The sequence below is a fragment of the Collinsella sp. AF05-9 genome, from assembly GCF_003465595.1.
In the GTDB taxonomy this organism is placed as follows: Bacteria; Actinomycetota; Coriobacteriia; order Coriobacteriales; family Coriobacteriaceae; genus Collinsella.
The window spans coordinates 53,662-80,197 of sequence record NZ_QSBB01000001.1 but is presented as its reverse complement, the minus strand read 5'-3'; the positions used below and the strand labels follow the sequence as shown (position 1 = coordinate 80,197).

General features: G+C 65.6%; 25 protein-coding genes and 2 tRNA genes. 22 read left to right on the top strand and 5 right to left on the bottom strand.

Features of this window, described 5'->3' with window-relative positions; genetic code table 11:
- The first annotated feature begins 41 nt into the window (after positions 1-41).
- From DWV43_RS00320 to DWV43_RS00300, 5 genes are all read left to right on the top strand, one after another.
- A complete protein-coding gene (locus DWV43_RS00320) occupies positions 42-1,436 on the top strand; it encodes a CCA tRNA nucleotidyltransferase (protein WP_117816754.1) in 1,395 nt (464 codons plus the stop codon).
- A 127-nt stretch (positions 1,437-1,563) separates the two neighbouring features.
- Positions 1,564-1,640 (top strand) — tRNA-Glu (locus DWV43_RS00315).
- 22 nt (positions 1,641-1,662) lie between these two features.
- Positions 1,663-1,739 (top strand) — tRNA-Glu (locus tag DWV43_RS00310).
- A 150-nt stretch (positions 1,740-1,889) separates the two neighbouring features.
- On the top strand, positions 1,890-3,197 hold the full coding sequence (locus DWV43_RS00305) for a lysylphosphatidylglycerol synthase transmembrane domain-containing protein (RefSeq protein WP_117765642.1): 1,308 nt from the start codon (positions 1,890-1,892) through the stop codon (positions 3,195-3,197).
- Positions 3,198-3,313: 116 nt separating this feature from the next.
- Positions 3,314-3,925 (top strand): TetR/AcrR family transcriptional regulator, encoded by a 612-nt coding sequence (locus tag DWV43_RS00300; RefSeq protein WP_055250431.1) that lies wholly within the window; start codon positions 3,314-3,316, stop codon positions 3,923-3,925.
- Between the two features lie 112 nt (positions 3,926-4,037).
- Here the strand turns inward: DWV43_RS00300 and DWV43_RS00295 are convergent, their stop codons facing one another.
- From DWV43_RS00295 to DWV43_RS00275, 5 genes are all read right to left on the bottom strand, one after another.
- Positions 4,038-5,354: an ABC transporter ATP-binding protein gene (locus DWV43_RS00295; RefSeq protein ID WP_117816752.1), complete on the bottom strand. Its 1,317-nt coding sequence runs from the start codon at positions 5,352-5,354 to the stop codon at positions 4,038-4,040.
- The gene (locus DWV43_RS00290) at positions 5,355-6,377 is read right to left on the bottom strand and encodes an iron ABC transporter permease (RefSeq protein WP_117716073.1); all 1,023 of its coding nucleotides are present in this window, start codon (positions 6,375-6,377) and stop codon (positions 5,355-5,357) included. It abuts the gene before it with no gap.
- A gap of 22 nt (positions 6,378-6,399) precedes the next feature.
- Positions 6,400-7,971, bottom strand: coding sequence for an ABC transporter substrate-binding protein (locus DWV43_RS00285; RefSeq protein WP_147346246.1), 1,572 nt, complete (start codon positions 7,969-7,971; stop codon positions 6,400-6,402).
- 4 nt (positions 7,972-7,975) lie between these two features.
- The gene (locus tag DWV43_RS00280; RefSeq protein ID WP_117816750.1) at positions 7,976-8,509 is read right to left on the bottom strand and encodes a hypothetical protein; all 534 of its coding nucleotides are present in this window, start codon (positions 8,507-8,509) and stop codon (positions 7,976-7,978) included.
- A 146-nt stretch (positions 8,510-8,655) separates the two neighbouring features.
- Positions 8,656-9,582 carry a sirohydrochlorin cobaltochelatase gene (locus DWV43_RS00275; RefSeq protein ID WP_117583469.1) on the bottom strand — a complete coding sequence of 309 codons (927 nt, stop codon included), beginning with the start codon at positions 9,580-9,582 and terminating at the stop codon, positions 8,656-8,658.
- Positions 9,583-10,040: 458 nt separating this feature from the next.
- Between DWV43_RS00275 and cobM the strand changes: the two genes are divergently transcribed.
- Genes cobM through cobK form a run of 17 tightly spaced genes read left to right on the top strand, consistent with a single transcriptional unit; the run spans position 10,041 to position 26,468 of the window.
- Positions 10,041-10,832: a precorrin-4 C(11)-methyltransferase gene (gene cobM / locus DWV43_RS00270; protein ID WP_117806197.1), complete on the top strand. Its 792-nt coding sequence runs from the start codon at positions 10,041-10,043 to the stop codon at positions 10,830-10,832.
- A 1-nt stretch (position 10,833) separates the two neighbouring features.
- Entirely contained in the window at positions 10,834-12,018 is a 1,185-nt protein-coding gene (gene cbiD, locus DWV43_RS00265; protein WP_233539167.1) for a cobalt-precorrin-5B (C(1))-methyltransferase CbiD, read from the top strand.
- Positions 12,011-12,700 carry a precorrin-2 C(20)-methyltransferase gene (gene cobI, locus DWV43_RS00260; RefSeq protein ID WP_117757225.1) on the top strand — a complete coding sequence of 230 codons (690 nt, stop codon included), beginning with the start codon at positions 12,011-12,013 and terminating at the stop codon, positions 12,698-12,700. The genes cbiD and cobI overlap by 8 nt, the downstream gene beginning before the upstream one ends.
- Positions 12,701-12,742: 42 nt before the next feature.
- On the top strand, positions 12,743-13,834 hold the full coding sequence (locus DWV43_RS00255; RefSeq protein WP_233539166.1) for a cobalt-precorrin 5A hydrolase: 1,092 nt from the start codon (positions 12,743-12,745) through the stop codon (positions 13,832-13,834).
- The gene (cobJ, locus tag DWV43_RS00250; protein WP_042435525.1) at positions 13,834-14,577 is read left to right on the top strand and encodes a precorrin-3B C(17)-methyltransferase; all 744 of its coding nucleotides are present in this window, start codon (positions 13,834-13,836) and stop codon (positions 14,575-14,577) included. The genes DWV43_RS00255 and cobJ overlap by 1 nt, the downstream gene beginning before the upstream one ends.
- A complete protein-coding gene (gene cbiE / locus DWV43_RS00245; protein ID WP_117816748.1) occupies positions 14,565-16,037 on the top strand; it encodes a precorrin-6y C5,15-methyltransferase (decarboxylating) subunit CbiE in 1,473 nt (490 codons plus the stop codon). Before cobJ ends, cbiE begins: the two co-directional genes overlap by 13 nt.
- The gene (locus DWV43_RS00240; RefSeq protein ID WP_233539165.1) at positions 16,034-17,416 is read left to right on the top strand and encodes a cobyrinate a,c-diamide synthase; all 1,383 of its coding nucleotides are present in this window, start codon (positions 16,034-16,036) and stop codon (positions 17,414-17,416) included. Before cbiE ends, DWV43_RS00240 begins: the two co-directional genes overlap by 4 nt.
- Positions 17,409-18,551, top strand: a complete 1,143-nt coding sequence (gene cobT / locus DWV43_RS00235) for a nicotinate-nucleotide--dimethylbenzimidazole phosphoribosyltransferase (protein WP_117776481.1) — start codon at positions 17,409-17,411, stop codon at positions 18,549-18,551. The genes DWV43_RS00240 and cobT overlap by 8 nt, the downstream gene beginning before the upstream one ends.
- Positions 18,548-19,096, top strand: coding sequence for a bifunctional adenosylcobinamide kinase/adenosylcobinamide-phosphate guanylyltransferase (locus DWV43_RS00230; RefSeq protein ID WP_117816747.1), 549 nt, complete (start codon positions 18,548-18,550; stop codon positions 19,094-19,096). The genes cobT and DWV43_RS00230 overlap by 4 nt, the downstream gene beginning before the upstream one ends.
- Entirely contained in the window at positions 18,982-19,860 is an 879-nt protein-coding gene (locus tag DWV43_RS00225) for an adenosylcobinamide-GDP ribazoletransferase (RefSeq protein ID WP_117816746.1), read from the top strand. The genes DWV43_RS00230 and DWV43_RS00225 overlap by 115 nt, the downstream gene beginning before the upstream one ends.
- Positions 19,794-20,858 (top strand): histidine phosphatase family protein, encoded by a 1,065-nt coding sequence (locus DWV43_RS00220; protein WP_233539163.1) that lies wholly within the window; start codon positions 19,794-19,796, stop codon positions 20,856-20,858. Before DWV43_RS00225 ends, DWV43_RS00220 begins: the two co-directional genes overlap by 67 nt.
- Positions 20,858-21,832, top strand: coding sequence for an adenosylcobinamide-phosphate synthase CbiB (cbiB, locus tag DWV43_RS00215; protein WP_117816744.1), 975 nt, complete (start codon positions 20,858-20,860; stop codon positions 21,830-21,832). The genes DWV43_RS00220 and cbiB overlap by 1 nt, the downstream gene beginning before the upstream one ends.
- Complete coding sequence (locus tag DWV43_RS00210) at positions 21,829-23,052, top strand: histidinol-phosphate transaminase (protein ID WP_158569796.1); 1,224 nt, start codon at positions 21,829-21,831, stop codon at positions 23,050-23,052. Before cbiB ends, DWV43_RS00210 begins: the two co-directional genes overlap by 4 nt.
- On the top strand, positions 23,045-24,544 hold the full coding sequence (locus DWV43_RS00205) for a cobyric acid synthase (RefSeq protein WP_233539162.1): 1,500 nt from the start codon (positions 23,045-23,047) through the stop codon (positions 24,542-24,544). Before DWV43_RS00210 ends, DWV43_RS00205 begins: the two co-directional genes overlap by 8 nt.
- Complete coding sequence (locus DWV43_RS10235) at positions 24,541-25,056, top strand: cob(I)yrinic acid a,c-diamide adenosyltransferase (protein WP_199569288.1); 516 nt, start codon at positions 24,541-24,543, stop codon at positions 25,054-25,056. Before DWV43_RS00205 ends, DWV43_RS10235 begins: the two co-directional genes overlap by 4 nt.
- On the top strand, positions 25,057-25,698 hold the full coding sequence (locus DWV43_RS10230; protein WP_199569286.1) for a precorrin-8X methylmutase: 642 nt from the start codon (positions 25,057-25,059) through the stop codon (positions 25,696-25,698).
- The gene (gene cobK / locus DWV43_RS00195) at positions 25,695-26,468 is read left to right on the top strand and encodes a precorrin-6A reductase (protein WP_117816741.1); all 774 of its coding nucleotides are present in this window, start codon (positions 25,695-25,697) and stop codon (positions 26,466-26,468) included. The genes DWV43_RS10230 and cobK overlap by 4 nt, the downstream gene beginning before the upstream one ends.
- Positions 26,469-26,536: the final 68 nt, after the last annotated feature.

The following is a 26,536-nucleotide window of genomic DNA, read 5'->3' as shown; positions in this document are numbered from 1 at the left end:
GAACCATCGATTTACGCTCACAAGTGCAGGAGGCCATAGGCATGTGCAATGTTTCGCTCAACGGTACGCAACCGTCCGATGCGTCCCTGCGCGTCCTGCGCGCGCTTGAGGCGGCTGGTCTTGAGGCTTGGTACGTGGGCGGTTGGGTGCGCGACGCCCTGATGGGGTGCCCCAGCCACGATGTCGACATGTGCTGCAGCGGCCTGTGGCAGGAGTCCAAAGCGGCGCTCGAGGCCGCCGGCATCGCGGTTGTGGAGTCGGGCATTAAATTTGGCGGAATCACGGCTATTTCCGATGGCGAGCGCATCGAAGTCACCACGTACCGTCTGGATGGCTTCTATACCGATGGGCGACATCCCCAGAGTGTGGAGCCTGCCGCCTCGCTCGAGGACGATCTGGCGCGCCGAGACTTTACCGTCAACGCCATGGCCTGGCATCCCGAGCGCGGGCTTGTCGACCGCTACGACGGCCAGGGTGACTTGGAGCGCAAGCTGATTCGCGCTGTCGGCGATCCCAAGCGTCGCTTTAACGAGGACGCCCTGCGCATGCTGCGTGCGGTACGCTTTGCCTGCCGCCTGGACTTTATGATTGAGCCCGAGACTAAGCGCGCGCTTGCCGAGTGTGCGCCGCTGCTCGATGCCGTGGCGCGTGAGCGTGTGGGTATTGAGCTCGAGGGCATTCTTTCGACCGGTCATGGGGGAGACGCGATGCTCCGCTACCCCGAGCTCATCTGCGCCGCCGTGCCCGAGCTTGCGCCCGCTCGCGGGTTTGATCAAAGCAGTGTCTATCATGCGTTTAACGTCTACGAGCATATCGCCCGCGTGCTGACGGTGGCAGGGGAGCTGGCGCTGTGCGACGGCGTCGCGCCCTCGTCGAGCCTTATGTGGGCGGCGTTTTTGCACGATGTGTCCAAGCCCGAGTGCTTTACGGTCGATCACGCCGGCAGCGGACACTTCTACGGTCATCCCGAGCTCGGCGCCAAGAAAGCGCGCGCCATTATGGATCGCCTGGCGCTCTCGCACGACCTGGTGCGCGACGTGTGCCTGCTCATCAAATATCACGACAAGCCACTGCGCCCCGAGCGCTCCTGCCTGCTCAATATGATGCGCGCGCTTTCGGGCGAGGGCGTCGACACGCCGCGTCTGATGGACGAGCTCATGGATCTTAAGCGTGCTGACACACTTGGCAAGGCCCCGTCGTGCTTCTATTACGTCGAGACGATTGAGGAGATGCGCGCGATGGCGCACGAGCTGCTGAAGGCGGGGGAGCCCTATACGCTCAAGATGCTCGCCATTAACGGCGGCGACCTGATCCGCGCCGGTGTGAAGCCGGGGCCCGAGCTAGGCCAGCTACTCAACTCCGCCCTCGATGCCGTGATCGAAGACAACATTTCCAACGAGCGCGAAGCTCTTTTGGTCCATCTCAACTTGAATTAGCTATCCTGTTTACCTGCGTGTTCCATAACCTGCCGACAATTTTTCGGCAATTTGGAATTTCTTCTTGCGCTGACGTTTTTTGTCCCGTAATATATTTCCTCGCAGCACGGCAGTGCAGATGTCATGTGGCCCGTTCGTCTAGCGGTTTAGGACGCCGCCCTCTCAAGGCGGAGATCACCAGTTCGAATCTGGTACGGGCTACCACTTCTTTTCTGCTGAGGCTTATGGCCCGTTCGTCTAGCGGTTTAGGACGCCGCCCTCTCAAGGCGGAGATCACCAGTTCGAATCTGGTACGGGCTACCACTCATCTGATACCCGGTCTTTCCACGGAAGGCCGGGTTTTTTATTATCAAACAACCGTCTGCAATTCCCGTTTGAACAAGAGCTTTGCGTTCTGCTTATGGCCCTTACGGGTACAATTACCAAGATATTTTGACTGTTAGAAGGAGTCTCATGACGGAGTCCTCTCAGCATACGTCCAAGCCCCAGGTCGAGGTTGAGGCCTCGGGCGGCGATGACAATAAGAGTGCACGCCGCGGCGCCATCTTTATCGGCGTCGTGCTGGTGGGTTATATCGTCTATCTGGTGGTAACCGGGCAGATGGGGCAGTTTTGGGCCGCTATGTCGAGCGTCCAGGCGCCCTGGCTCGTTGCCGCGTGTCTATGCATGTTCATGTATCTGTTCTTTGGCATTGTGGCCTATGCGATCGCCGTCTGGCTCGACCCCAATTCACCCGTCGGCATTCGCGACCTGATCTCGGTCGAGGCGAGCGGCATCTTTTTTGGCAACCTCACGCCCATGATGATGGGCTCGACTCCCGCCCAGATCTACCGTCTGACCAAAGCGGGCCAAAATGTCGGCGAGGCCGGAGCCACGCAGTTCACGCGCTTTATCGTGTACCAGTTTGGCCTCGTTGCCTGGGGCGCTATCCTACTGCTTGCCCGCATGCCGTTTTTTGCCGAGCGCTATGGCGACATGACGCTGCTGTGCGTCTTTAGCTTTGGTGGGCACTGCTGCATCTTGCTGGGCATCTTCGCCGTCGCGCTCATGCCTAAGACCGTCACGCGCGTCGCCCATTGCATCATCAATTGGCTCGAGCGCATAGGTGTCTCGGCCACTAAGATCGAGGGATGGCGCACGTTTGTCGACGGCGAGATCTACTCCTTCTCCGAGAAGTTCAAGCTTTCGGCCGGACATTTTTCTTCCATGCTGCTCACCGTGTTTATCACCATGCTGCAGCTCGCGTTTTTCTATCTGGTTCCGTATTTCCTGATGCTTGCCTTTGGCCATCACGAGGTCGACTTTTTCTCGGTCATGGCCGCGAGTGCCTTTGTCCAGCTGCTGAGCTCTGCGGTTCCCTTGCCCGGTGGAACTGGTGGCGCTGAGGGCGGCTTTGCATTGTTCTTGGGTCATTTCTTTGGGTCGGCTTCGACCGCCGGCTATCTGCTGTGGCGCCTCATTACGTTTATTGCGCCGACCATTTTGGCTGCGCCCCTGCTGGGACTTAAGAGCGCCCACAACGAGAGCATCCATGCGCGCTGGGATCGCGTGATGCGCAAACTCGGCCGCACGTCTCAGACGCCCTCTGCGCCCACTAAGCCGCATCCCACGAATGCGGTTACCGTTGATCCCAAGAAGCACGCTCAGAAGGCTTCTGGGACCGCTAAGCCGGCTCATAAAGCCTATGTGCGCCAGACGGGCGACGGTATTCGCGTATCTCCGTCGGCACTCAATAAGAAGAAGCACCCTAAGTCGCAGTAGGGCAGTCGTGCGTTCTTCATGATGCGGGGCATATTTGTGCTGTATGGGGGATAATCCTCTTACGTAGATTATCTCTCATCTGTTGATGAATGCCCGTATATCGAAGGGACACGCCCATGGCCACCAGCAAACCGCGTATTGATCGCCGCATCGTTCGCAGCCGCAATGCCATCCTTTCCGCTTTCGAGCGCCTGCTCATGGAAAAGCCGCTGGCAGACATTACGGTGAGTGCCATCGCGCGCGAGGCCAATGTCGACCGCAAGACCTTTTACGTTCACTTTGGTACGGTTGACGGCCTGCTCGATGCCATTGCCGTCGATGTGGTGGAGATGATTGTCGACTCGGTCGAGAAAACGCTTGCTTCAATGGACGGTGACACCAACGAGCGCGCCCTGGGCGCGGCGGCGACCTTCTTTAAAACCGTTAACGAGGCACTGTGCAACAACTTGGTGCTCAATCGTCAGCTGATCGAGAACATTCCGCTCGATGATTTTATGGCTCGTCTTCGTGCGCCGCTCGAGCACGAGATTGCCGAGCGCGATCTGCTGCCCCACGGTCTCAAGGACGAGATGTTCGACTACTATCTTGCGTTTTTGCTGTCGGGTATTATCGGTATCTATCGCACATGGGCACTGTCTGACGGCTCGGTTCCTATCGAGCGTGTCTCGGAGGTTGCCAACGACCTGACTCTCAATGGCCTGTCGAGTCTGGAATCTCGCTTGGATTAGGTCTAGTTGGGCTCGTCGGCGTGGAAATTCCTGTTCACGAGGTTCTCCGGCGCCTTGGAGACCTCGCCGGCGTAGGAGCTATAGCCTGAGGATCCTTAAATGAAAGTCCAGTTTATCCTTCCCACTCCAATTGGGAATCCTCCGATGCGCCTTCGCACGCTCGCATGACCTCGATACCATGCGAGCGTGCGAACTCGACGAGCTCTGCGTTGCGGGCGTTTATGGTGCCGAAGGCGGCGGGGCACACGATAAGGCGCGCGCAGTGGACGAGGAACTCTTTGGCGCGGGCTATGGTTTTATCCCCGATCGGCTCGAAGGCGCGCTCGGCCACGCATTCCGCCGCCAGGTCGCGCGCGAGCTCGCAGTCGATGTCCCCTTCGTGCAGAACGCCCGCGTAGAACGCCTTGCCCTGCCGAATGAGCCGGCGAAACACAGCCGACCCCGTACCTGCGCCGGCGATGACGAACGTGTGCGCATCGCCGTGTGGGCGCCCAATTTCCACGCTGCCGAAGCGCTCGTTGAAGGTGCCATGTTGAAGGCCGTAGAGCTCGCCAATTGTCTCGCGCGTGAATATGTCCTCGGGTGCGCCAGCGCGGAAGACCCGGCCGTCCTTCACGCAAATCACCTTGTCGGCGCTTTTCTGCGCGAGCTCGAGTTCGTGGATGGACATGATGACAGCCACATTCCGCGATTTCGCAAGGTGGCGAAGTATTCGCAGCAGGTCGATCTGGTAGCGGATATCGAGATACGACGTGGGCTCGTCGAGCACGAGCACACGCGGATCCTGCGCGATGGCGCGTGCGAGCATGACGCGCTGGCGTTGCCCGTCGCTTATCTGCATGAAGTCGCACTCGGCGAGCTCTTCCACATGTGCGGTTTTCATGGCCTCGTCGACCCGACTATGGTCGTTAGGCGAGAGTGTGCCCATTCGCCCGGTGTAGGGATGTCTTCCCGCCTCTACGATATCGCGGCAGGTGAGGAGCTCGGTCCGGGGGCGATCTGTCAGCATAACGGCAAGGTCCCTTGCGAACTCCGCCGTCTTCCATCGGGAAATCTCCCGCCCGTCGAGCTCGACCGCGCCGGCAAGCGGTGCCAGATGGCGTGTGATGGTTTTCAAGATGGTCGACTTGCCCGAGCCGTTCGGCCCGATGAGCGCCACGACATCGCCCGCGCGAACCTCCAGATCGACGCCTTCGACTACGACCTTCTTGTCGTAGCCCGCCGACAGGTCGCTTATGCGGAAAAGCGGCGCTCCGTCAGCCTGCGTTTCGACCGGAGTTTCGAGGTTCGGCTCCGCTCGGAGGAGGCGTTCCTCGCGCAGTTCCGCACGAGCCGAAAGTGCCTTCTGGCGCTTTCGTGCGAGCTCAGGACTGTCTAAGCATGGAATGTCCCCTCCGAGCGTTTTGGGCCGCGGCGCGAATTCTCCCATCTACCTCACCCGCTTCTTCAACATGAGCGCGATAACCACCGGCGCGCCGAAGATGGCGGTGACAGCGCTGATGGAAAGTTCGACGGGAGAGAACAGCGTGCGCGCGATCAAATCGCAGCCCGCGCAGAAGATGGCGCCTCCCAAGAAGCACGCAGGAATCACGCGGATGGGCTTCGACGACTTTAGCGCCGACTTCACGAGATGCGGAACCGCAATGCCTACGAACGACACCGGACCAGCGAACGCGGTCACGCAGGCGGAGAGCATGCTCGCTAGAAGGACGAGCGCCACGCGGAAGCGTGCGACGTTCACGCCGACGCTTTTCGCGTAGGCTTCTCCCAGCTGGAAGGCGGAAAGGGGCTTCGATATCGCGAATACGCATGCGCTTACGGTGATCACCACGACCGTGATGACCGCGACGTCGTCCCAGCTCGAACCCGAGAAGCTACCCAAAGACCAGTTGTGCAGGTTCACGATGGACTGGTCGTCGGCGAAGGCGATGAGGAAGTTCGTCGCCGCCGAGCAGATGTATCCCACCATGACGCCCGCCACGATGAGCATGGCCATGGAACTTATGCGCCGTGCAATGAGGAGCACGAAACCGATGGTGATAAGCGAGCCCAGAAACGCTGCGGCCACCATGGCCGGCGAGGACATGGCCTGGTTTGCGCCCAGAAGTACGATCATCGTAAGCGCGACGACGAACTTTGCGCCCGAGGAGACGCCCAAGATGAACGGGTCGGCGATGGGGTTGTTGAAAAACGTCTGCAGCAGGAACCCGGAGAGCGAAAGTGCCCCGCCGAGAAGCACGGCTGAAAGTACGCGCGGCAGTCGAATCTCCCAGATGACCTGGCTTTCCATGGAATTGGCCGCGCCGCCCGAAAGGATGCCGGGGATGTGGTCTGCGGGCACGAGCACGCTCCCGATGCACAGGTTGGTCCCGACGAGCACGATGAGGGCAACAGCGAGCAGCGCCGTCACGACGCGACACCGCGCGGCGCGCCCCGATTCGTCGTATGCCATGGAAAGTCGGCTTCTCATGGTGCTAGCCGAGCTTCTTCAGATAATGGAAGTCGCTCGTGTCATCGCCGGTGAACGCCCCGTGCAGCTCGTCGATAATGTCGGCGGTAGAAGTCATCTGCTGGTACATGTCGGCGCTTGTGACCCAGACGTTGCCGTTCTTCACGGCTTTGAACTGCGACAGTAGCGCGTTTTTGCCTACGAAGTCGTTCAAGGTGGCAACCGATTCGTCGATGGTGCCGTTGTAGACGATGATGTCGGCATCCTTCGCTGTCGCGTAGAAGCGCTCCATTTCGAGCGTTACTGACGAACCTGACGTCGACGCCGTCTGCGCGTCATCGAGCGCGTAGCTGCCGCCTGCAAGCTCGATCATCTGCGCCACGTAGTCGCCCGCCCGCCGCGTGACGGCGGCCCCGTTCGAGTTAATGTAGAAATACGCCACGGTTTTACCTGACGACGCGAGCCCCGACGTTTGCTCGACGCGGGCCTTCTGCTCGTTGAACAGGTGCGTGGCCTCGTCTTCCTTGTCGAACAGGACGCCGAAAAGCTTAATCCACTCGACGCGCCCGAGTGCTTTGGGCTCGCTCGACGACTGTTCGGTGAGCACGACGAGCCCGAGCTTCTGCAGCTTTTCCTTCACATCGGGCGTGTGGTTGATCATGGTGTTCTCGATGGCGAGCGTGCAGCCCGAGGCCGATATTCGCTCGTAGTCGGGCGCGCTGTACTTGCCGCCGTAGGCGATCGCCCCACTTCCGAGCGCGCTTTTGAAGCCCGCGACCGAGCAATCGTCGGCTTTCGTGCCCGACATTAAGATATTGTCGTTCGCATCGAGCGCGTCGACCAGGCACATCGTCGCCGACGACACGAGGTACACCTTGTCGGCGGGGCGCCTTATGACCGCGATGTCGGAGCTTAACCCATCAGGTACCTTCGCATCTTGCGGCACCACGAGGAAGCGCTCCCCGTTCGAAACGCAGATAAGCCGCAGGCCGCCTTCGAACTCGTCGACAGTGAAGTGCTCGGCGTATTCAAGCTGAAGCGCTCCCGTCGGCTCCCAGCCGCAGCCCAAATCGGCGTTGTGGAAGTCGGCCGCGGCGCTTGAAGCCGTTCCCGCAGGGGAGCCGCCGCTTGCTTCTTCGCCCGATTTCTCCTTCATGGTGGATGAGTCGAAGTGGATCGTGTAGTCGATGGTGTGCGGCGTCGACATGGCGACGGTCTCGGCCGACACGGCGATGTCCTCGTCGAGCGTGACGGGTATCTCGAACGTGGAGTTGCCGCCGTCGTTTACGGGCGCGTAGTCCACGCCGTCGACGGTCATCTTGTCGTAGTTCGAACTCGACCAGGTGATGGTCGCGGTGTAGGTGTCGCCATCCTTCACAATTGTGGTGGGTGAGGCGATGCTTGCGCGCCCTGACCCGCCGGAAAGCGAGACGCTCACCGTGTATTCCTGAGAGCCCGCCGTGCCACCGGTCGCGTTCGGGCTCGCACTGCACCCCGCGAAGGGAAGCGCGAGCAGGGCGACGAGAACGCAGGCGATCGCGCGCGCCGCGATGCTGTGGAGCTTCCTGTTTTCCCCCTTGGGAAGAATCGACCGCATGGCGTTACTTCAGTGCGTCGGCGCGCAGATCGACGCCGGCGGATTCGAACACAAGTGTGCGGTCGTACCACTGCTCTTTTCTAATACTCCACGCGGCACAGGCGGTGTCCTCGTCGAGCGCATCAACGGGCACGTCGTAGGTGTACTTGCCTTCCGCGTTTTCCACATAGGGGATGAAGTCGGCCTCGCTCGCGGCGGCAGCCTCGTCGCCCGTGCCCATGAAGAGCTTGCCGTAGCCCGTGCCGGAAAGCGTCATCACGCAGCGCATGGAGCCGTTTTCCACGATGAGCTGGGCGTCCACGATCCTGAACATGTTCGAGCTGGAATCTACGGTGATTGGATAGGTGCCGTCGGCCACCTTGTCGGCGGTGATGGGGGCAGCGCTTGCGCCCGCGGGCGCATCGGCCGCCTGTTCGGTCTTTTCCTGGGAATCGGCATCGCTTGCCTTTGCGCTGTCGATTGAATTTCCGGCGCAGCCGGCGAGCGAGAACGCGCAAAGCGCCGCCGTCAGGGCGAAGACGAGGGTTTTCTTCAACATGGAGGGGGTTCCTTTCAATCGCTTCGACCGCCCGTGCCGTGCGGTGGGCGGTCGGGATGCGAATGCAACGGGCATGCGTCGTCAGTCGGGGAAAGGCGCATGCCCGTTGCACGGGGACGCGACCGGCGCCCCCGTGCGCGGCGAGTTTACAGCTTGGCGATGGCGTCGTCCACGTGCGAGACGTAGATGTCGTCGACCGCGACGTTCTGTCCCAGACCCTGGAGCAGGCACGTCACTTCGAAGCCGGCGGCCACGAACTTCGCAGCCCAGCTGTCGGGGTCGGTCTCGTCTGCCATGTCGTTGTTCGCGTGGTCGCCCGCGACCACCATGAACGGCGCGAGCACGGCCTTCTTGTAGCCTGCGGCGCTCGCGGCGGCGATAACATCCTCGCAGGTCGGTTCAGCCTCGACGGTGCCGACGAAGAACTGCGTCAAACCCTCGTTCTTGAACACTTCCTGCATCTTGGCATAGTCGGCGTTGGAATCGGCTTCGGTGCCGTGGCCCATGAGGCACAGCGCCGTCTCGCCGTCGTCGAAGGACGCCATGTTCTCCTTAATGGCTGCGGCCACCTTTTTGTAGTCGTCGTCGGAGGTGAGCAGCGGGTCGCCGAGCGAGATCTTGTCGAACTTGTCGGCGTACTTGTCGAGCTCGTCTTTCACGTCGGCGTATTCCAGGCCAGCCATGAGATGCGTCGGCTGCACGACGATTTCCTTCACGCCGTCTTCCACGCAGCGGTCAAGCGCCTCGGTCATGTTGTCGATCGTGATGCCGTCGCGCTTCTTCAGCTTGTCGATGATGATCTGCGCGGTGAAGGCGCGGCGGATGTCGTAGTCCTGCCAGTACTTCTCGCGGATAGCGTCTTCGATGGCGCCGATGGTGATGTGGCGCGAGTCGTTGTAGCTCGTGCCGAAGCTCGTGACGAGGATGACCGGCTTCGCGGCCTTCTCCTTTTCACTAGATTTCTCGGAACTCGCGGAGGTGTTGGAGCAGCCCGCGAGCGCGACTCCGGCGAGCGCGACGGCTCCGGTTGCTGCGGCGCCCATGAAGCCGCGGCGTGACATCTGGTCGGACATGGTTTTTCCTTTCCTCGGTTTGCCGGTCCCCCGGCGACAGTTGCTTGTCGGCACAAGCGAAAGAAAAGCGCACCCCTCGGGGTTCACAAGGAGCTAACGCCACGGCGATGCCGTGAGGAAAAGGCGAAGCAGTCAGGCTTGGGGCGCGAGGCGGTTCGCCCGCGCGTCCTATACAGTAATGTCCCTTGCCCAGGATTCCCACCTGGTTCCCTCCGCAAGCCAGCGCGGGCTGTGCAGGCGCCGCGCCGGTCATTTCCTTTTATCCGATTGTCATATGCTCGTTGCCGAAACTTTTACTATGATAGTGGGCACTTGTGAACGTGTCAAAGCCAGCGCGGGCGGCATTGCGCCTCCTGCCTGCGTATTTGCGCCGATTGCTGCCGCAGGCGCCGTGTTTTGCCCGCTGCGCGAATGGCGGCGTAAACGGTTGCGATGAGAAACGGGAAGGGAAGGCTCGGATGATTCATATCGTTGGCGCAGGTTCGGGCGCCGCCGACCTTATCACGCTGCGCGGGGCGCGTCTTCTACGCGCGGCCGACGTGGTCGTTTGGGCGGGGAGCCTTGTGAACCCCGAGCTGCTCGCCGAGTGCAAGGAATCCTGCGTCGTCTACGACAGCGCGCACATGACCTTGGAGGAAGTGCTCGACGTGATGTGCGCGGCGGATGCGCGGGGCGAGGAAGTGGTGCGCCTGCACACGGGCGACCCGTGCCTGTACGGCGCCATCCAGGAGCAGATGGACGCGCTCGACGCGCGCGGCGTGGTCTACGAGGTGGTGCCCGGCGTGTCGAGCTTTTGCGGTGCCGCGGCGGCGCTTCGCCAGGAATACACGCTGCCGGGAATCAGCCAGTCGGTCGTGATCACGCGGCTTTCCGGGCGCACCCCCATGCCCGCGGGCGAGGGCATGCGCACCATGGCGGAAAGCGGCTCGACTATGGTCATCTTCCTGAGCTCGGGTATGCTCGCCGAGCTTTCCGCCGAGCTTTTGGCCGCGGGCCGCAGCTCCGACGAGCCGGCGGCGCTCGTGTACAAGGCGACCTGGCCTGAGGAGCGCGTGGTGCGATGCACAGTGGGCACGCTCGCTGATGCGGGCGCGCGAGAGGGCATCGACCGCACGGCGCTCGTGGTGGTGGGCCGCGTGCTCGGAGTTCGCGGTGGGCTTGCGCACAACGGCGCGCAAGCGGAGTCGTACGAGCGCAGCAAGCTTTACGACCCTTCGTTTGCCACGGGGTATCGGAAGGCGAGCAGCTAGCGTGGCCTTCGAGCACTACATATATACCGGGACGACCCGCCTGCGCTGCGGCTACACCACGGGGAGTTGCGCCGCGCTTGCGGCGAAGGCGGCCTGCGAGATGCTTTTGTCACGAAAGCCCGTCGGCCGCGTGTCGATCGTCACCCCCGGCGGGCTGCCCGTCGAGGCGAACGTGGTCGACGCATGTATCGGCGAGGGGTGCGCCCAGTGCGCCGTGCGAAAGGACGCAGGCGACGATGCAGATGTGACCGACGGCGTGCTCGTGTACGCGCGCGTGGAACATGCGGGGTCGGGCACGGGCGCTGCGGGCAGCAAGGGCGTGCCCGCGCGCGAATCGGAAGTTTCCGTCGATGGCGGCGTGGGCGTGGGGCGCGTGACGTTGCCCGGGCTCGAGCAGCCGGTGGGGGCGGCCGCCATCAACGCGACGCCGCGCGCGATGATCACTTCGGCGGTGCGCGAGGTGTGTGCCGCGCACGGCTTTTCTGGAAATATTGCTGTGACGATTTCGGTACCCGAGGGTGTTGCCCTTGCCGAAAAGACCTTCAACCCGCACCTGGGGATAGAGGACGGCATTTCCATCCTGGGCACGACGGGCATCGTCGAGCCGCGCAGCCTTGCTGCCTTGCGCGACAGCATCGAGCTCGAGATCCGGCAGCATGCGGCTATGGGGCGGCGCGGAGTCGTGCTCACGCCCGGCAACTACGGCGGGCAGTTCATCTCGGGGCATTTCCACCTAAACGGTGCGCCGGTGGTCTTCATCTCCAACTTCGTGGGCGATGCGATTGATTGCTGCGTTCGCGAGGGATTTACCAATGTCCTTCTTGTGGGACACATCGGCAAGCTGGTGAAGGTTGCGGGCGGCATCATGGACACCCATTCGTGTACCGCCGACTGCCGCGCGGAGATTCTGGCCGCCCACGCGGCCTTGGCCGGCGCTGGCGCGAAGACCGTGCGCGATATCATGTCGTCGGTCACGACCACGGCGGCGCTTGAGGTAATCGAGGCCGCCGGCGTGGGGGACGCTGCGCGCGCCTCGCTCGCTGTGGCAATCGAGGACAGGTTGCGCCGCCGCGCGGCGGGCGGATGCGACATCGCCGCGGTCGTGTTCGACGCCGAGCGCCGCGAGCTTTTCCGCACGTCGGGCGCCGATGCAGTTATCGGGGAATTGGGGGCGACGTATGAGTAAAGGCGTGCTGTACGGGGTGGGCACGGGGCCTGGCGACCCCGAGCTGCTCACGATCAAGGCCGTCCGCACAATCGAATCGTGTCCGGTCATCGCCGCACCGCAGACGGCGGACGGGGCCATGGTCGCGCTCGACATCGTACGCGGTGCCGTCGACCTTACAGGCAAGACGGTGATCCCCGTGCGATTCTCGATGACGCGCGACGTCGAGCGCCGCGCGGCCGAGCATGCCTCGCTTGTTCGCGAGCTTGTCGCGCACCTGGATGCTGTCCGCGACGTCGCGCTGCTGAACCTGGGGGACCCGAGCATCTACGCCACATTCCAGCGCATAGCGCCCGACGTGCGCGCCCGCGGGTTCGAGGCGCGCGCTATTCCCGGCGTGCCGAGCTTCTGCGCGGTCGCCGCGGCGCTCGAGCGCGACCTCACGCCCGAGATGTCGTCGCCTCTGCACATCGTGCCCGGCGGCTACGACGACGTGCGCCGCGCAATCGGCTGGCCGGGGGCGAAGGTGGTCATGAAGGCGCGCCGCTCGCTTGCGGACACGAAGCGCATCCTTCGCGAGGAGGGCGCCTTCGACGGTGCCGAGCTCGTAGAGGACTGTGGGCTTCCGGGCGAGCGCGTGTACTGCTCGCTCGACGATGTGCCCGATCGGGGCAGCTACTTCTCGACGATGGTGGTGCGCTAGATGAGGGTTTCCTGCATAGCGTTCACTGAGAGGGGGTATGCGTTGGCGGAGCGCACCGCACGCGCGCTTTCCGATTGCGCGCAGACAGGTGAAGATGACCCTGGCTGGGACGTTTCCGTTTCGCGCGGGTTCGGCGAGGGGAAGGCCGACCTGCGCGCATGGACGGCGCTCGCGTGGGAAGCGTCGGACGCGCTTCTGTTCGTGGGCGCGGCGGGCATCGCCGTGCGGGCGATCGCGCCGCATGTCGCCTCGAAGGCAAGCGATTCCGCGGTTGTGGCGATCGACGAGGCGGGGCGCTTTGCCGTCCCGCTTTTGTCGGGGCATTTGGGCGGTGCGAACGAGCTTGCGCAAACTGTGGCACGCGCGGCAGGGGCCATCCCCGTCATCACCACGGCGACCGACGTCCGCGGCGTGTGGGCGGTGGATACGTGGGCTCGCTGTGCGGGGCTCGCCGTTTCGAATCCCGAGGCCATCAAGCGAGTGTCGGCGCGGCTGCTTTCGGGCGGGCGCGTGGCGCTCTATTCCGACATGCCGATTTCGGGACAGCTGCCTGAGGGGGTTGACATTGCGTCCGACCGCGCTCGGGCCGATATTGTCGTGTCGCCGTTCGCTGGCGCGAATGCAGGTGCGTCCGTTCGCGCGGCGGAGACAACGGGCGAGGTCGTGCCCGCCGGTGAGACGGGGAAGCCGGCGGGCGTGCGGGCGCAGACGTCTGCGCCCGACCCGCTTCGCCTTGTCGTGCCCTGCATCGTTGCGGGCATAGGGTGCCGTCGCGGTGCGTGCGCCGAAGCGATCGGGGAGACGTTTCTTCTCGCGTGCGGGCAGGCGGGTATCTCGCCTTCGGCCGTGCGCGAGGCGGCGACGATCGACGTGAAGGCGCACGAGGAGGGTCTGCTCGCCTTCTGTCGCGCGCGCAATATCCCGCTTGTGACGTATTCCGTAGAGGAGTTGTCGCAGGTCGAAGGCAGCGTTTCACCATCTGATTTCGTGCGCGCGACGGTGGGGGTCGACAACGTGTGCGAGCGCGCGGCGCTCGCGGACGGGGGCAAACTTATCTTCCCGAAGCTCGCTCACGGCGGCGTGACCGTCGCGTTTTCCAAGGTAACTATCGAACTTTCGTTTAAGGAGCTGTGATGGGAAAGCTCTTCGTGGTGGGGATCGGCCCGGGCGGCCCCGACGGCATGACGATTGCGGCTCGGCGCGCGCTCGAGGCGGCCGACATCGTTGTGGGGTACACGAAATACGTGGAGCTCGCGCTCGCCGCCGTGCCCGACGCGGCGCATCTCGCGACGCCGATGATGCACGAGGTCGAACGGTGCCGCCTGGCGCTTTCGCGCGCGCAGAGCGGAGAAGCCGTGGCGCTTGTGTGCAGCGGTGACGCGGGCGTGTACGGCATGGCGAGCCCCGTGCTGGAGCTTGCTGAGGACTACCCCGATGTAGACGTGGAAGTTATCGCCGGGGCCACCGCGGCTCAGAGCGGGTCGGCGGTGCTCGGCGCCCCGCTTGCCCACGACTTCGCGGTCGTGTCGCTCTCCGACCTGCTCACGCCGTGGGAGGTCATCGAGCGCAGGCTCGCCGCCGTGGCGAGCGCCGACTTCTGCATCTGTTTGTACAACCCGCGCAGCAGAAAGCGCGCCGACAGGCTCTCGCGCGCGGCGAAGATTATGCTCGAATGGAAGGCCCCCGACACGCTCTGCGGCTGGGTACGCAACATCGGGCGCGAGGGGCAGCAGTCGGGCATGTGCAGGCTCTCCGAGCTGGGGGAGTTCGACGCCGACATGTTCACCACCGTGTTCGTCGGCAACGCGGACACGAAGCGCGTAGGCGGCCGTATGGTCACGCCGCGCGGGTATCGGGAGATTCCATGCGAAAGGTAACGATCATCGGGGCGGGGCCCGGAAACCCCGACTTGCTCTCGCGCGCGGCGCTCGACGTGATCGACATCGCCGACGTGGTCATCGGCGCTCATCGCGCGCTTGTCGGCATCGACGTGCCGCCCGACGTGGTGAGATGCGAGCTCGTGAAGACGGCGGACATCGTCGCCGCTCTCACCGATGCGGCGTCGTGGCAGCGCGCCGTGGTCGTGATGACGGGTGATGTGGGGCTGTTCAGCGGCGCGCGCCGCCTGGTGGAGGCGCTCTCCGGCGACGCGCAGGTGGACGTGCGCGTCATTCCCGGCATAAGCTCAGCGTCGTATCTCGCCGCGCGCCTCGCGCGTCCATGGCAGGATTGGCGCTTCGCGAGCGCTCACGGCGTGGCGTGCGACATCGTGGCCGAGGCCGAGCGCGCAGGTGAGCTCTTCCTCGCCACGTCGGGCGGGGAAGACCCCTCGCGGCTTTCGGGCGAGCTTGTGCAGGCGGGCTTCGGGGACGCGCGCGTGACGGTGGCCGAGCGCCTGTCGTACCCCGACGAGCGCATCACCTGCGCGACCGCAAGTGAAATCGCAGGTCAGACGTTCGACGACTTGAACGTGATGCTTATCGAGTTCGCAGGCTGCGCCGGGTCGCCTGCGGGCTCTAGCGCAGCCTCCGAGGCGCCGGCCGGCGCGTCTGCGCCCGCGGCGGCTTCTTTCGCGGCGGACTCTGCGGGCGCATTCCGCGCCGCGAGCTCCCGCTGGCCGTACGCTTCCTCGGGCATTCCCGACGAGCTCTTCATCCGCGGTGACGTTCCCATGACCAAGCAGGAGGTGCGCGCCGTCGCGCTCGCGAAGCTGCGCCTTACCGCGACCGACACCGTGTGGGATGTCGGCGCCGGTACGGGGAGCGTTTCGATCGAGGCGGCGCTCGTCGCGCGAGCGGGGTCGGTATGGGCGGTCGAGCGCAACGCGGCCGGCGTGCGGCTCATCCGAGAGAACGCGGATGCATTCGGGTGCGGCAACGTGCATGCGGTCCCCGGTGTCGCCCCCGAAGCGCTCGCGAAACTGCCCGTCCCCGACGCCGTGTTCGTCGGCGGGAGCGCGGGCGAGCTTCCCTCCATCGTGGAGGCGGCGCTCGAGAAGAACTCGCAGGTTCGCCTGTGCGTGCCATGCGTCACCGTTGAGACGCTCACCGAGGCGTGCGCGCTTCTCTCGGGTTCGCGCTTTAAGGGGTTCGAGGCGTGCCAGGTGTCGGTCGCCCGTGCCGAGGCTGTAGGCTCGCACCATCTTATGAAGGCGCAAAACCCCGTGTTCCTCGTCAGCGCGCGTGGTGCGGGCGCGGATGCCGAGGAGCTTGCCGAAGTCGGCGCGCTTGCTGAGTCGCCTGTCGGGGAGGACCTCTCTGTCGAGGGGAACCCATCCGTTGAGGTGGTCTCGCTTGCTAACTGCAGCGCCGCAGGTGGGGAAGGCGGCGCCCGGTGAGCACGTCCATCCCGCGCTTCATGGTCGCTGCGCCCTCGAGCGGGAGCGGCAAGACGGTCGTAACGTGCGCGCTCCTGCGCGCGCTCGCGCGCCGCGGCATTGCATGCGCGGCCTTCAAATGCGGCCCCGACTACATTGACCCGCTCTTTCATCGCCGCGTCGTGGGTGCGCGCTCGGGCAATTTAGACGGCTTCTTCACCGACGCCCCGACGCTGCGCGCCCTGCTCGCACGCGGCGCCGCGGGCGCGGATGTCGCGGTGCTCGAGGGGGTTATGGGCTTCTACGACGGCATGGCGCCCGGCGTGGCCGACGCGAGCAGCTACCAGGTTGCGCGCGACACGGAAACGCCGGTCGTTTTAGTGGTGAACGGGCGCGGGGCGTCTTTATCGCTCGCCGCTGTAATCCGCGGCATCGCCGAGTTCCTGCCTTGTGCGAACGTGCGCGGCGTCGTGCTGAACAAGATGAGCGCCGCTGCCTGCGCCTACGCGGCGCCTGCGATCGAGAAGCACACGGGCGTCGCGGTTTTGGGGAATATCCCCGCCGACGAGGCGTTCTCGCTCGAAAGCCGGCATCTGGGGCTTGTGACCGCCGACGAGGTCGAGCAGCTCTCCGCGCGCATCGACAAGATGGCCGAGCTGGTGGAAAAGAGCATCGACGTCGACCGCTTGCTCGAAATAGCGGCGACGGCACCCGATATCCGCGAGGAACCTTACCGGTTGGAGCCGATCGCGGGAGCGCGGCCCATCGTCGCCGTCGCGCGTGACGAGGCGTTCTCGTTCTATTACGAGGAGAATCTGCGCGCGCTCGAGGACCTGGGTTGCGAGCTGGCCTTTTTCAGCCCCCTGTGTGATAGCGAGTTGCCCCGGGGGACAAGCGCCCTCTATCTGGGGGGCGGCTACCCGGAACTCCATGCGCGGCAGCTCTCCGAGAACGTGTCGATGCGCGAGGCGGTGCGGCGCGCGGTGGAATCCGGCATGCCGACGGTCGCCGAATGCGGTGGGTTTCTGTACCTGCAGCGCGAAATCGCCGATAGCGAGGGGTGGCGCTGGCCTGTTGCGGGCGCCCTTGAGGGCGCAAGCGAGAACGGGGGAAGGCTGTCCCATTTCGGGTACGTGGAGCTCACTTCCCAACGCGACGGGCTCTACGGGCCGCGCGGCACACGCATCCGCGCGCACGAGTTCCACTACTGGCAGTCCACCTGCCCGGGCGGCGACTTTTGGGCGCAGAAGCCCCGGCGCGACAAGGGCTGGCCGTGCATGACGACCACCCCGTCCCTGGCGGCTGGCTTCCCGCATGTGTACTATCCTGCTAACCCCGACGTTGCGCGCGCGTTCGCGTCTGCCGCAGCGTCGTTCGCAGAGAGGAGACGGCATGGCTGAAGCAACCGAAACCGCGCTTGCCTGCATCCGCGAGGAAGTCGAGCGCGCGTTCTCGTCGGCGCCGGGCGCCGTGCTCGAAGCCGCGCTTTCCCGGATCGCGCCCGCAGACGAGTGCGCCCGCGCCGCCGCGTACGCCGCGTGGGATTCCATTGCGCACCCCTTGGGGGGATTGGGCGACTTTGAAGACGCCGTCGCGTGTATCGCCGCAGCTCAGGGGAGCGCCGAGGTGGCCGAGTTTCCTCGTGCGCTCGCGGTATTCTTCTCCGACAACGGGGTCGTTGCCGAAGGCGTGTCGCAAAGCGGACAAGACGTGACGCGAGCCGTCGCGCGTAACATGTGCGAGGGGGCCGCGAGCGCCTGCCGCATGGCGGCGTTCGCGGGTGCCGAGGTCGTGCCCGTCGACGTGGGTATGGCCCGGGGCATAGAAGACGCGCGCATGGTGCGCGCGAACGTGCGGCGGGGGAGCGGCAACATCGCTCACGGCTCCGCTATGTCTCGCGATGGGGCCGTGCGCGCGATCGAGGTCGGAATCGCCGTCGCGTGCGGGCTTGTCCGCGCCGGCGTGCGCCTTCTCGCCGCGGGCGAGATGGGCATCGGCAACACGACCACCTCGGCGGCGGTGGCCGCAGTGCTCATCCGGGCGGACGTGCGGAGCCTCGTCGGGCGCGGCGCGGGGCTCTCGGACGCCTCGCTCGCGCGCAAGCGCGACGTGGTCGAGCGCGCTATCGACGCGAACTCGCCCGATCCCGCCGACCCGATCGACGTGCTCTCGAAGGTGGGCGGCTTCGACATCGCGGCGATGTGCGGCTTCTACCTGGGGGCCGCGGCCTCGAAGGCGCCGGCGCTCCTCGATGGGGTTATATCCTGCACGGCGGCCCTGTGCGCGGTGCGCCTGTGCCCCAACGCCTTGGGCTACCTCGTGGGCACCCACGCATCAAGCGAACCCGCAAGCCACGAGCTCCTTCGCGAGCTCGGCATAAAGGCGCCCCTCGACGCAGGCATGCACTTGGGCGAGGGCGCGGGCGCCATGGCGTATCTGCCCCTTCTGGATTCGGCGCTGCGCGTGTACCGGGATGGGAAGACGTTCACGGCGACTGGCATGGCTGCTTACGAGCATTTCGAGGCCGGGAAATGACGGTGACGCTCGTCATCGGCGCCGCCGCGAGCGGCAAGAGCGCCTACGCCGAGTCCCTGTGCCTCGGGCACGACGGCCCCGGCGTGTACCTCGCAACGATGGAGCCCTTCGGGGAAGATGGCGCCCGCCGTATCGCGCGCCATCGGGCGCTGCGCGAGGGCAAGGGGTTTTCTACCCTCGAGTGCACGCGTGACGTGGGCGCCGCAGTGCCCGGGCTTCCGCGCGGCTGCACGCTTCTTTTGGAGGACGTGGGCAACCTGGTTGCGAACGAGCTCTTCGCGGAAGGCGGCTTGTCCCCGCGTGACCCTGACGCTGTGGCGCGCGAGGTGCTCGGAGGCATTGAACGGCTCGCTCAGGCCGCTGCGTATACGGTGGTGGTCACCGTCGACGTGTTCGCCGATGGGATGCGCTACGATGAAGGGACCGAGGCATGGAGGCGCGCGCTCGCGCGCGTGAACGCGGGTGTGGCGGCGCTGGCCGACCGCGCAGTCGAAGTGGTATGCGGGATTCCCGTGTGGATGAAAGGCGAAGGACCTACAAGGTGAAGATAGTAGAGGCAATCGGCGCGGCGTTCGGAACGTTCTCGCGTATCCCCGTTCCGAAATCGGCCTGGACCGATTTCGGGTCAACCCATGCGCTTGCCGCGTTTCCCCTGGTGGGCCTTGCGGAAGGCTTCCTCATGACGGCGTGGGGGTACGTGGCGAACCTGCTCGGCGTGCCCGCGACCATCGTCGCGGCCGTGCTCGTGGCGCTGCCTGTGGCGGTGACGGGAGGCATCCACCTAGACGGGCTCTGCGACACCTCCGATGCGCTTGCAAGTTGGGCCCCGCGCGAGCGAAAGCTCGAGATCATGCACGACCCGCGGGCGGGCGCCTTCGGGGTCATCGGTGTTGTTGTGTACCTTATTCTGCAGTTTTCCCTTTTCACCGCGCTGCCGCTTACGGCGGGGGCGTTCCTCGCACTTCTGTGCTCGCTCGTGTTCTCCCGCTCGCTTTCGGGGCTCGCCGTTGAATGCTGGTCTGCCGCGCGGGCGGACGGCATGGCCGCGGGGCTCTCGCCTGCGAAGAAGCGCGCGGCGATCGTTGTGCCGCTTTGCGCTTTCACTGCGGCTTCGGCTGCAGGGATGGTCGCGTGCGCTCAGGCCGTCGGCGCCCTTATGGCGGTGGCGGGGCTTTTGGCGCTCGCGTGGTACCGCCATGTTGCTCTGTCCCGCTTCGGCGGAGTGACGGGGGATTTGGCCGGATGGTTTCTGCAATGGGCCGAGCTCGCGATGCTTGCCATGCTGGTGGCGGGGGGCATGCTCCTATGATGCTCGTGGTAGGTGGCGCGCATTCGGGGAAGAGGACCTTCGTGCGCGAAAAGCTCGGGTTCGCGGCGGACGATTTCGTCGACGCGGCGCAGTTTGCGGAGGGCGGCGTGCCCGCGGCTTTTGCCGGCCGTGTCGCTTACCGTGCTGAGGAACTCGTACGCGCGCTCGACGCTGACCGGGCGCTCGAGCGGCTGATCGGCTTAGACGCAGTGATTCTGCCCTTGGTCGGCTCGGGGGTCGTCCCCATGAGTGCGGAAGACGCCCAATGGCGCGAGCGCGCGGGGCGCCTGGGATGCGCGCTCGCTGCGCGCGCCGACGTCGTCGTGCGCATGACGTGCGGGATTCCCCAGGTCATCAAAGGAAACCTTGCCGATGCACCTCGAGGGACGCAGGGCGCGGGTGCGCCTTTGGAAGTCGTCTTCGTGCGCCATGGTGCCACGGCGGGCACGGAAGACCATCGCTACAGCGGGGCGGGCACCGACGAGCCCCTGTCGAGTGCGGGCGAGCGCGCTTTGCGCGACCTCGCGTGCGATCGTGACGTGTTCCGTGTTATCACGAGCGGCATGGCCCGCACCGACCAGACGGCGCGCATCCTCTTCCCGAACGCGGAGCTTATGGCGTGCCCCGGTCTGCGCGAGATGGATTTCGGCGACTTCGAGGGGCGAAGCGCCGCCGAGCTTAAAGAGGATGCGCGCTATCGCGCCTGGGTAGACTCCTGGTGCGAGACGCGCTGCCCGCATGGCGAGGGCAAGAGCGATTTCACCCGCCGCGTCATCGCGGCGTTTCGGGAGGCGTGCGAATCGGAGCGCGCCCAGGGGAGTGGGCGCGCCGTCTTCGTCGTTCACGCGGGTACCGTGAAAGCGCTGCTCTCCGAGCTAGCTGTCCCGAAAATGGGATACTTCGACGTGCATACCGAGCCGGGCGGCGCATGGGCCGCCACTTGGGATGGGCGCTGCCTTCGCGACGTTCGCCCCGCTTCGGGGGGCGATGCCCGGTGATGACGATTCTTGCCGTCGCCGCCGGGTTCGCGGCCGACCTTGCCTTCGGCGACCCGCGCTGGCTTCCCCATCCCGTCGTCGCCATGGGGCGCGCGATCACGTGGGCCGAAGGCCGCCTGCGGGGCGCATTCCCGCAAACGTCCGCGGGCACGCGCGCCGCAGGGCTTGTGCTTGCCGTGGCGCTTCCGCTTGCGTGTGGGCTTTTGACCTGGGGAATCCTGCATCTTTGCGGCATGGTTCACTCCGGCTTGCGCTTCGTGGCCGAGGCATGGGCGAGCTATCAGATTCTCGCGGCATGCGAGCTGCGCCGCCAGAGCCTGGCCGTGGCCCGCGCGTTCTCGAAGGGCGGACTTGTCGAGGCGCGCGAAGCCGTCGGGCTCATCGTGGGACGCGACACGTCTGTTCTCGACGAGCAGGGCGTCGCGCGCGCCGCTGTGGAAACGGTGGCGGAGAACGCGAGCGACGGCGTCATCGCGCCGCTTTTCTACCTTATGATCGGGGGTGCGCCCTTGGGTATGGCGTACAAGGCGGTGAACACGCTCGACAGCATGGTGGGCTACAAAAACGAGCGCTACATCGACTTCGGCTGCGCCTCGGCGCGCCTCGACGATGCGGTGAACTGGATCCCCTCGCGCTTATCGGCCCTGATCATGATCGCCGTGTGCCCGATCGTCGGGCTCGACGCGCGCGGGGCGGCGCGCATCTGGAGCCGCGACAGGCGTCGCCATGCGAGCCCGAACGCGGCGCAGACCGAGTCAGCGTGCGCGGGCTCGCTCGGGCTGCGCCTGGCAGGACCTGCGGTGTATTTTGGCAAGCTCGTTGAGAAACCGACGATAGGCGACGCGTCCCGCGAAATCGAGTGGGGCGACATCGCCCGGGCGACAAGGCTCATGCTCGCCGCGTCCGTATGCGCTCTCGTCGTCTTCGGTGCCGCGCGTGCGGCGGTCGTGCTCTCCGTGGGGGCGATGGCATGAGGGAAGACCGCGTCGCGCCCCGGGCTGCCGGGGGAATCCTGCGCGCCCGTGCGCATGGGGGTAGCACGCAATCGCTCGGCATCGCTTGCGAAGGGGGCGCCTCCAACCTCATCGACTTCTCGGTGAACGTGAATCCGGCAGGCCCCTCGCCGCGCGCCCTCGCCGCAGCTTGCAAGGCGCTTTCTCGAATCGACGCCTACCCCGATAGGGAAAGCCTCGCCCTCGTTCGCGCCCTAGCGCGCGCCCAGGGCACTCCCGAAGATACTATCGTCTGCGGCGCGGGCGCGTCCGACATCATCTGGCGGCTCGCCGCGGCGGTGCGCCCGAAACGCATCGTCGTGTGCGCGCCGACGTTCTCTGAATATGCGGAGGCGGCATCGTACTACGGCGCATGCGTGCAGGAGTTCCCGCTCTCCGAAGCGGACGACTTCGACGTGCCCGCCTCCTTCGCCCGCGCGATCGAGGGGCCGGGAGACGTGGCGTACCTCTGCAATCCGAACAACCCGACGGGGCGCCTCGTCGACCCCAGCGTGATCGATGCCGCGGCTTGTCGCTGCGAGCAGGTGGGCGCGCTGCTCGTCGTGGACGAGTGCTTCCTCGGATTTGCGCCCGACGCCCGCGAAAGGAGCGTGGCCGCACGCGCCGCGTGTTCGCGCCATGTGGCCGTGCTCTCCGCGTTCACCAAGCTCTACGGAATGGCGGGGTTGCGGTTGGGATATCTGATCAGCGGAAACACCCAACTCATCGAGGGGATTCGCCGGGCGGGGCAGGCGTGGCCCGTCTCCTCGGTCGCCGAGGCCGCGGGCATCGCCGCCCTGGAAGACGTCGAATACGTCTCGCGCACGCGCGATGTATTGGCGGGCGAGCGAGCGTGGCTTTCCCGCGAGCTCTCCTCGCTCGGGCTTTCCGTCGTGCCGTCGGATGCGAACTTCCTTTTAGTCCGCACGCCGGCGAAAGACATCCCCGAGCGCCTGTATAAACAGGGGGTTTTGGTCCGCACGTGCGACTCGTTTTCGGTACTGTCCCGTTTCTGGTGCCGCGTCGCGGTGCGCACGCGCAAGGAGAACGCCCGGCTTGCGATGGCGTTCAGCCGCGCGCTTCGGGCGGAAGGCGCATCCGGCGAAGGCGAACCCGACGAACGGGGCGGCGCTTCTTGCAGCGGCGCTATGGCGGGCGCGGATGGCCGAGGCTCGGCGAAGGAGGTCGATACCCGTGGGTAGGGCGAAACCCATCATGATCCAGGGCACCATGTCGAACGCGGGGAAGAGCCTGCTCGCGGCGGGGCTGTGCCGCGTGCTTTCGCAGGACGGCCTGCGCGTGACTCCCTTCAAGAGCCAGAACATGGCACTCAACAGCGGCGTCACGGCCGACGGGCTCGAGATGGGGCGCGCCCAGATCATGCAGGCCGAGGCGTGCGGCATCGCGCCCGACGTGCGCATGAACCCCATCCTGCTCAAGCCCGAAAGCGGCCACCGTAGCCAGCTCATCGTGGCCGGCAAGGCGCAGGGAGCCTTCGCTGCGAGGGACTACTTCGCGCGAAAGAAGGCGCTCATGCCGCAGATTTTGGAGGCGTTCGATTCGCTCGCGGAGGATAACGACGTCATCGTCATCGAGGGCGCCGGCAGCCCCGCCGAAATCAACCTTGCCGAAAACGACATCGTCAACATGGGGCTCGCGCACGCCGTGTCCTCCCCCGTGCTGCTTGCGGGCGACATCGACCCGGGCGGGGTATTTGCCCAGCTCTACGGCACGGTCGCGCTCCTTGCGCCCGAGGACCGCGCGCTTTTGCGGGGGCTTGTGGTGAACAAGTTCCGCGGCGATGTGGAAATCCTGCGCCCGGGTTTGGTCCCGCTCGAGAAGATGTGCGGGGTTCCCGTCGTGGGGGTCGTGCCGTATCTTACGCTTGACCTGGACGACGAGGACTCGCTCGCGCCGCGCCTATCTGCCCGCGAGGCGCGCGGCGTCATCGACGTCGCCGTCGTGCGTCTTCCGCATCTGTCGAACTTCACCGACTTCGACCCGCTTTCGCGCGTGCCCGGCGTGGGCGTGCGCTACGTTTCCTCGACGAGCGATCTGGGCCGACCCGACCTGGTGGTGCTTCCCGGCTCGAAGACTACGCTCGACGACGCGCGCTGGCTTGCGGCTAGCGGCATCGGAGCCTGTGTACGCGCGCTTTCGGGCGCGGGCACGCCGGTGCTCGGCATATGCGGAGGCTACCAGCTTTTGGGAGACGAGCTTTCCGACCCGCACGGCAGGGAAGGCGCTGGCACCGCGCGCGGGCTCGGGCTCATCCCTGCAAGTACGGTGTTCAAGGAGGAAAAGCGCCTCGCCCAGTCGGAGCTGCGCATCACGGGCGCCCAAGGCGCGTTCTCGGTGTGGAACGGCATGACGGCGCGCGGGTACGAGATTCACGACGGCGAAACGACCGTCTCCTGCGCTCCTGCGGGCACGATTGGCGGCAAACCGGAAGGCGCGGCCTGCGGAAACGTGTTCGGAACCTATCTCCACGGCCTGTTCGACGAACCGGGGGTTGCGCTCGCCCTCGCGCGCTCGCTCGCGCGCATGCGCGGCCTGCCCGAGAGCGTCGTGGGTGCTGCGGGCGCGGCGTCCGCGGCCGATCACCGTGCGCGCGAGTTTGACCGCCTGGCCGACGTCGTGCGCGGGGCGCTCGACATGGAGTATGTCTACCGCATTATCGAGGAGGGCGTATGATCCACGTGTATCATGGCGACGGCAAAGGCAAGACCACGGCGGCGATGGGCCTCGCCCTTCGCATGCTCGCTGCAGGCCGCCGCGTCGTCGTCGTGCAGTTCCTGAAAGACGGCGAAAGCGGGGAGGTGCGCCTGCTCGCTGAGCATTTCGGCGTGCCCGTGTTCGCGGGGAAGGTGTCGGACAAGTTTACCTGGTCGATGACGTCGGTAGAACTTGCCGCGACGTGCGAGCTGCACGATGGGAACCTCGCTTCCGCGCTCGCCGAGCTCGAGGGCGCGCAGGAGGGGCTGCTCGTGCTCGACGAGGCGCTCGACGCGCTTTCGAAGGGGCTTGTCGACGAGGCGCTCGTGGACCGCGCACTCGATATGTCCGCGCTCGGCGTCGAAGTAGCGCTCACCGGGCGCGCGCCTTCCCGCAAGATCGTGGAGAAGGCCGATTACATAACCGAGATGCGGTGCGAGAAACACCCCTACGCTCAGGGGATATGTGCAAGAGAAGGAGTGGAGTACTAGATGGATTCCAAGGAGATGGCGCCTGGCGACATCGAGCGGCGCAGCTTCGAGATCATCACCGAAGAGCTCGGCGGCCGCACGTTCCCGCCGTTCGAAGAGCCCGTCGTGAAGCGCGTCATCCATACCACTGCCGACTTCTCGTACGCCGATTCCCTCGTGTTCACCCATGACGCCGTGCACTGTGCGCTCGACGCACTGCGCGCAGGGGCCACGGTGCTCACCGACACGAACATGGCGCTCGCAGGCATAAGCAAGCCCGCGCTCGCGAAGCTCGGCTGCAAGGCCGTGTGCTTCATGGCCGACCCTGATGTCGCCGCGGCTGCGCGCGCCGCGGGCACGACTCGCGCCGTTGCGAGCATGGACAAAGCTTGCGGCATCGAGGGTCCGCTCATCGTGGCCGTCGGCAACGCTCCCACAGCACTTCTGCGCCTCGCCGAGCTCATGGACGCGGGGAAGATCGCGCCCGCTCTCGTCGTTGGGGTGCCGGTCGGGTTTGTGAACGTGGTCGAGGCGAAAGAGGAGCTACTCGCGCGACGCGTGCCGGCCATCGTCGCGAGGGGTCGCAAGGGCGGCTCGACCGTGGCGGCTGCCATTCTGAACGCGCTGCTCTACCAGATCACGCGCCCAGGCGGCCCGAAGTGACGGCGCCCGCATCCGCGCCGGCGCTGCGCATCTTCGCCGGCACCACCGAGGGCCGCCTTCTGTGCGAATGGGCGGGCGGGGCGGGCATCCCCGCCCGTGCCTACGCGGCAACCGAGTACGGAGGCGAACTTTTGGGCGAGCTTCCGGGCATCGAGGTGCATGCGGGCAGGCTCGACGAGGCCGACATGGAGCGCGAGCTTTCCGGCGCGCGCATCGTCGTCGACGCCACGCACCCCTTCGCTACGCTCGCAAGCGGCAACATCCGGGCCGCTTCGCTCGCCGTGGGTGTACGATGCCTGCGCCTTGCGCGCCCGGTCGAGGCGCTGCCCAAAGGCGTCGTGTCGGTCGCGTCGATCGCCTGCGCGGCGCGCTTTCTCTCCGAGAACCCGGGTCGCGCGCTTCTCACGACGGGGAGCAAGGAGCTTGCTCCCTACACGAGCGTCGCCGATTTCGCGGAGCGCTTCTTCGTGCGTGTGCTCCCGCTGCCCGGTGCTATAACGAAGTGCATCGACGCGGGGTTTTCGCCGTCGCACGTCATCGGCATGCAGGGGCCCTTCACCCGCGAGCTCAACGAGGCGATGCTTCGGCAGGTGGGCGCCCAGTGGCTTGTGACCAAGGACTCGGGAACCGTAGGCGGCACGGCCGAGAAGATCGCCTCCGCGCGCGACGTGGGAGCGCGCTGCATCGTGGTCGCCCGTCCCGCCGAGGGAGGCGGGGCCCTTTCGCTTCGGGAAGTGGAAGACGCGCTCTTACGGGAGTTCGCGCGCTAGGCGCTCGCCGCGCCTGCGCGCCCTCTCGCCCGCGAGGAGGAGCGCCCCGAGCAAGCTCGACCCGTACA

What these genes read in the sequence shown, in the direction of transcription:
- cobJ (WP_042435525.1), top strand. Translation starts at nt 13,834, where the DNA reads ATGGGAAAGCTCTTCGTGGTGGGGATCGGCCCGGGCGGCCCCGACGGC.
- DWV43_RS00210 (WP_158569796.1), top strand. Translation starts at nt 21,829, where the DNA reads ATGAGGGAAGACCGCGTCGCGCCCCGGGCTGCCGGGGGAATCCTGCGC.
- DWV43_RS00290 (WP_117716073.1), bottom strand. Translation starts at nt 6,377, where the DNA reads ATGGCATACGACGAATCGGGGCGCGCCGCGCGGTGTCGCGTCGTGACG.
- DWV43_RS10230 (WP_199569286.1), top strand. Translation starts at nt 25,057, where the DNA reads ATGGATTCCAAGGAGATGGCGCCTGGCGACATCGAGCGGCGCAGCTTC.
- DWV43_RS00275 (WP_117583469.1), bottom strand. Translation starts at nt 9,582, where the DNA reads ATGTCCGACCAGATGTCACGCCGCGGCTTCATGGGCGCCGCAGCAACC.
- DWV43_RS00305 (WP_117765642.1), top strand. Translation starts at nt 1,890, where the DNA reads ATGACGGAGTCCTCTCAGCATACGTCCAAGCCCCAGGTCGAGGTTGAG.
- DWV43_RS10235 (WP_199569288.1), top strand. Translation starts at nt 24,541, where the DNA reads ATGATCCACGTGTATCATGGCGACGGCAAAGGCAAGACCACGGCGGCG.
- cobI (WP_117757225.1), top strand. Translation starts at nt 12,011, where the DNA reads ATGAGTAAAGGCGTGCTGTACGGGGTGGGCACGGGGCCTGGCGACCCC.
- DWV43_RS00300 (WP_055250431.1), top strand. Translation starts at nt 3,314, where the DNA reads ATGGCCACCAGCAAACCGCGTATTGATCGCCGCATCGTTCGCAGCCGC.
- DWV43_RS00285 (WP_147346246.1), bottom strand. Translation starts at nt 7,971, where the DNA reads ATGCGGTCGATTCTTCCCAAGGGGGAAAACAGGAAGCTCCACAGCATC.
- cbiE (WP_117816748.1), top strand. Translation starts at nt 14,565, where the DNA reads ATGCGAAAGGTAACGATCATCGGGGCGGGGCCCGGAAACCCCGACTTG.
- cbiB (WP_117816744.1), top strand. Translation starts at nt 20,858, where the DNA reads ATGACGATTCTTGCCGTCGCCGCCGGGTTCGCGGCCGACCTTGCCTTC.
- DWV43_RS00280 (WP_117816750.1), bottom strand. Translation starts at nt 8,509, where the DNA reads ATGTTGAAGAAAACCCTCGTCTTCGCCCTGACGGCGGCGCTTTGCGCG.
- DWV43_RS00220 (WP_233539163.1), top strand. Translation starts at nt 19,794, where the DNA reads ATGGTTTCTGCAATGGGCCGAGCTCGCGATGCTTGCCATGCTGGTGGC.
- cobT (WP_117776481.1), top strand. Translation starts at nt 17,409, where the DNA reads ATGGCTGAAGCAACCGAAACCGCGCTTGCCTGCATCCGCGAGGAAGTC.
- DWV43_RS00230 (WP_117816747.1), top strand. Translation starts at nt 18,548, where the DNA reads ATGACGGTGACGCTCGTCATCGGCGCCGCCGCGAGCGGCAAGAGCGCC.
- cobM (WP_117806197.1), top strand. Translation starts at nt 10,041, where the DNA reads ATGATTCATATCGTTGGCGCAGGTTCGGGCGCCGCCGACCTTATCACG.
- DWV43_RS00320 (WP_117816754.1), top strand. Translation starts at nt 42, where the DNA reads ATGTGCAATGTTTCGCTCAACGGTACGCAACCGTCCGATGCGTCCCTG.
- DWV43_RS00225 (WP_117816746.1), top strand. Translation starts at nt 18,982, where the DNA reads ATGGAGGCGCGCGCTCGCGCGCGTGAACGCGGGTGTGGCGGCGCTGGC.
- DWV43_RS00295 (WP_117816752.1), bottom strand. Translation starts at nt 5,354, where the DNA reads ATGGGAGAATTCGCGCCGCGGCCCAAAACGCTCGGAGGGGACATTCCA.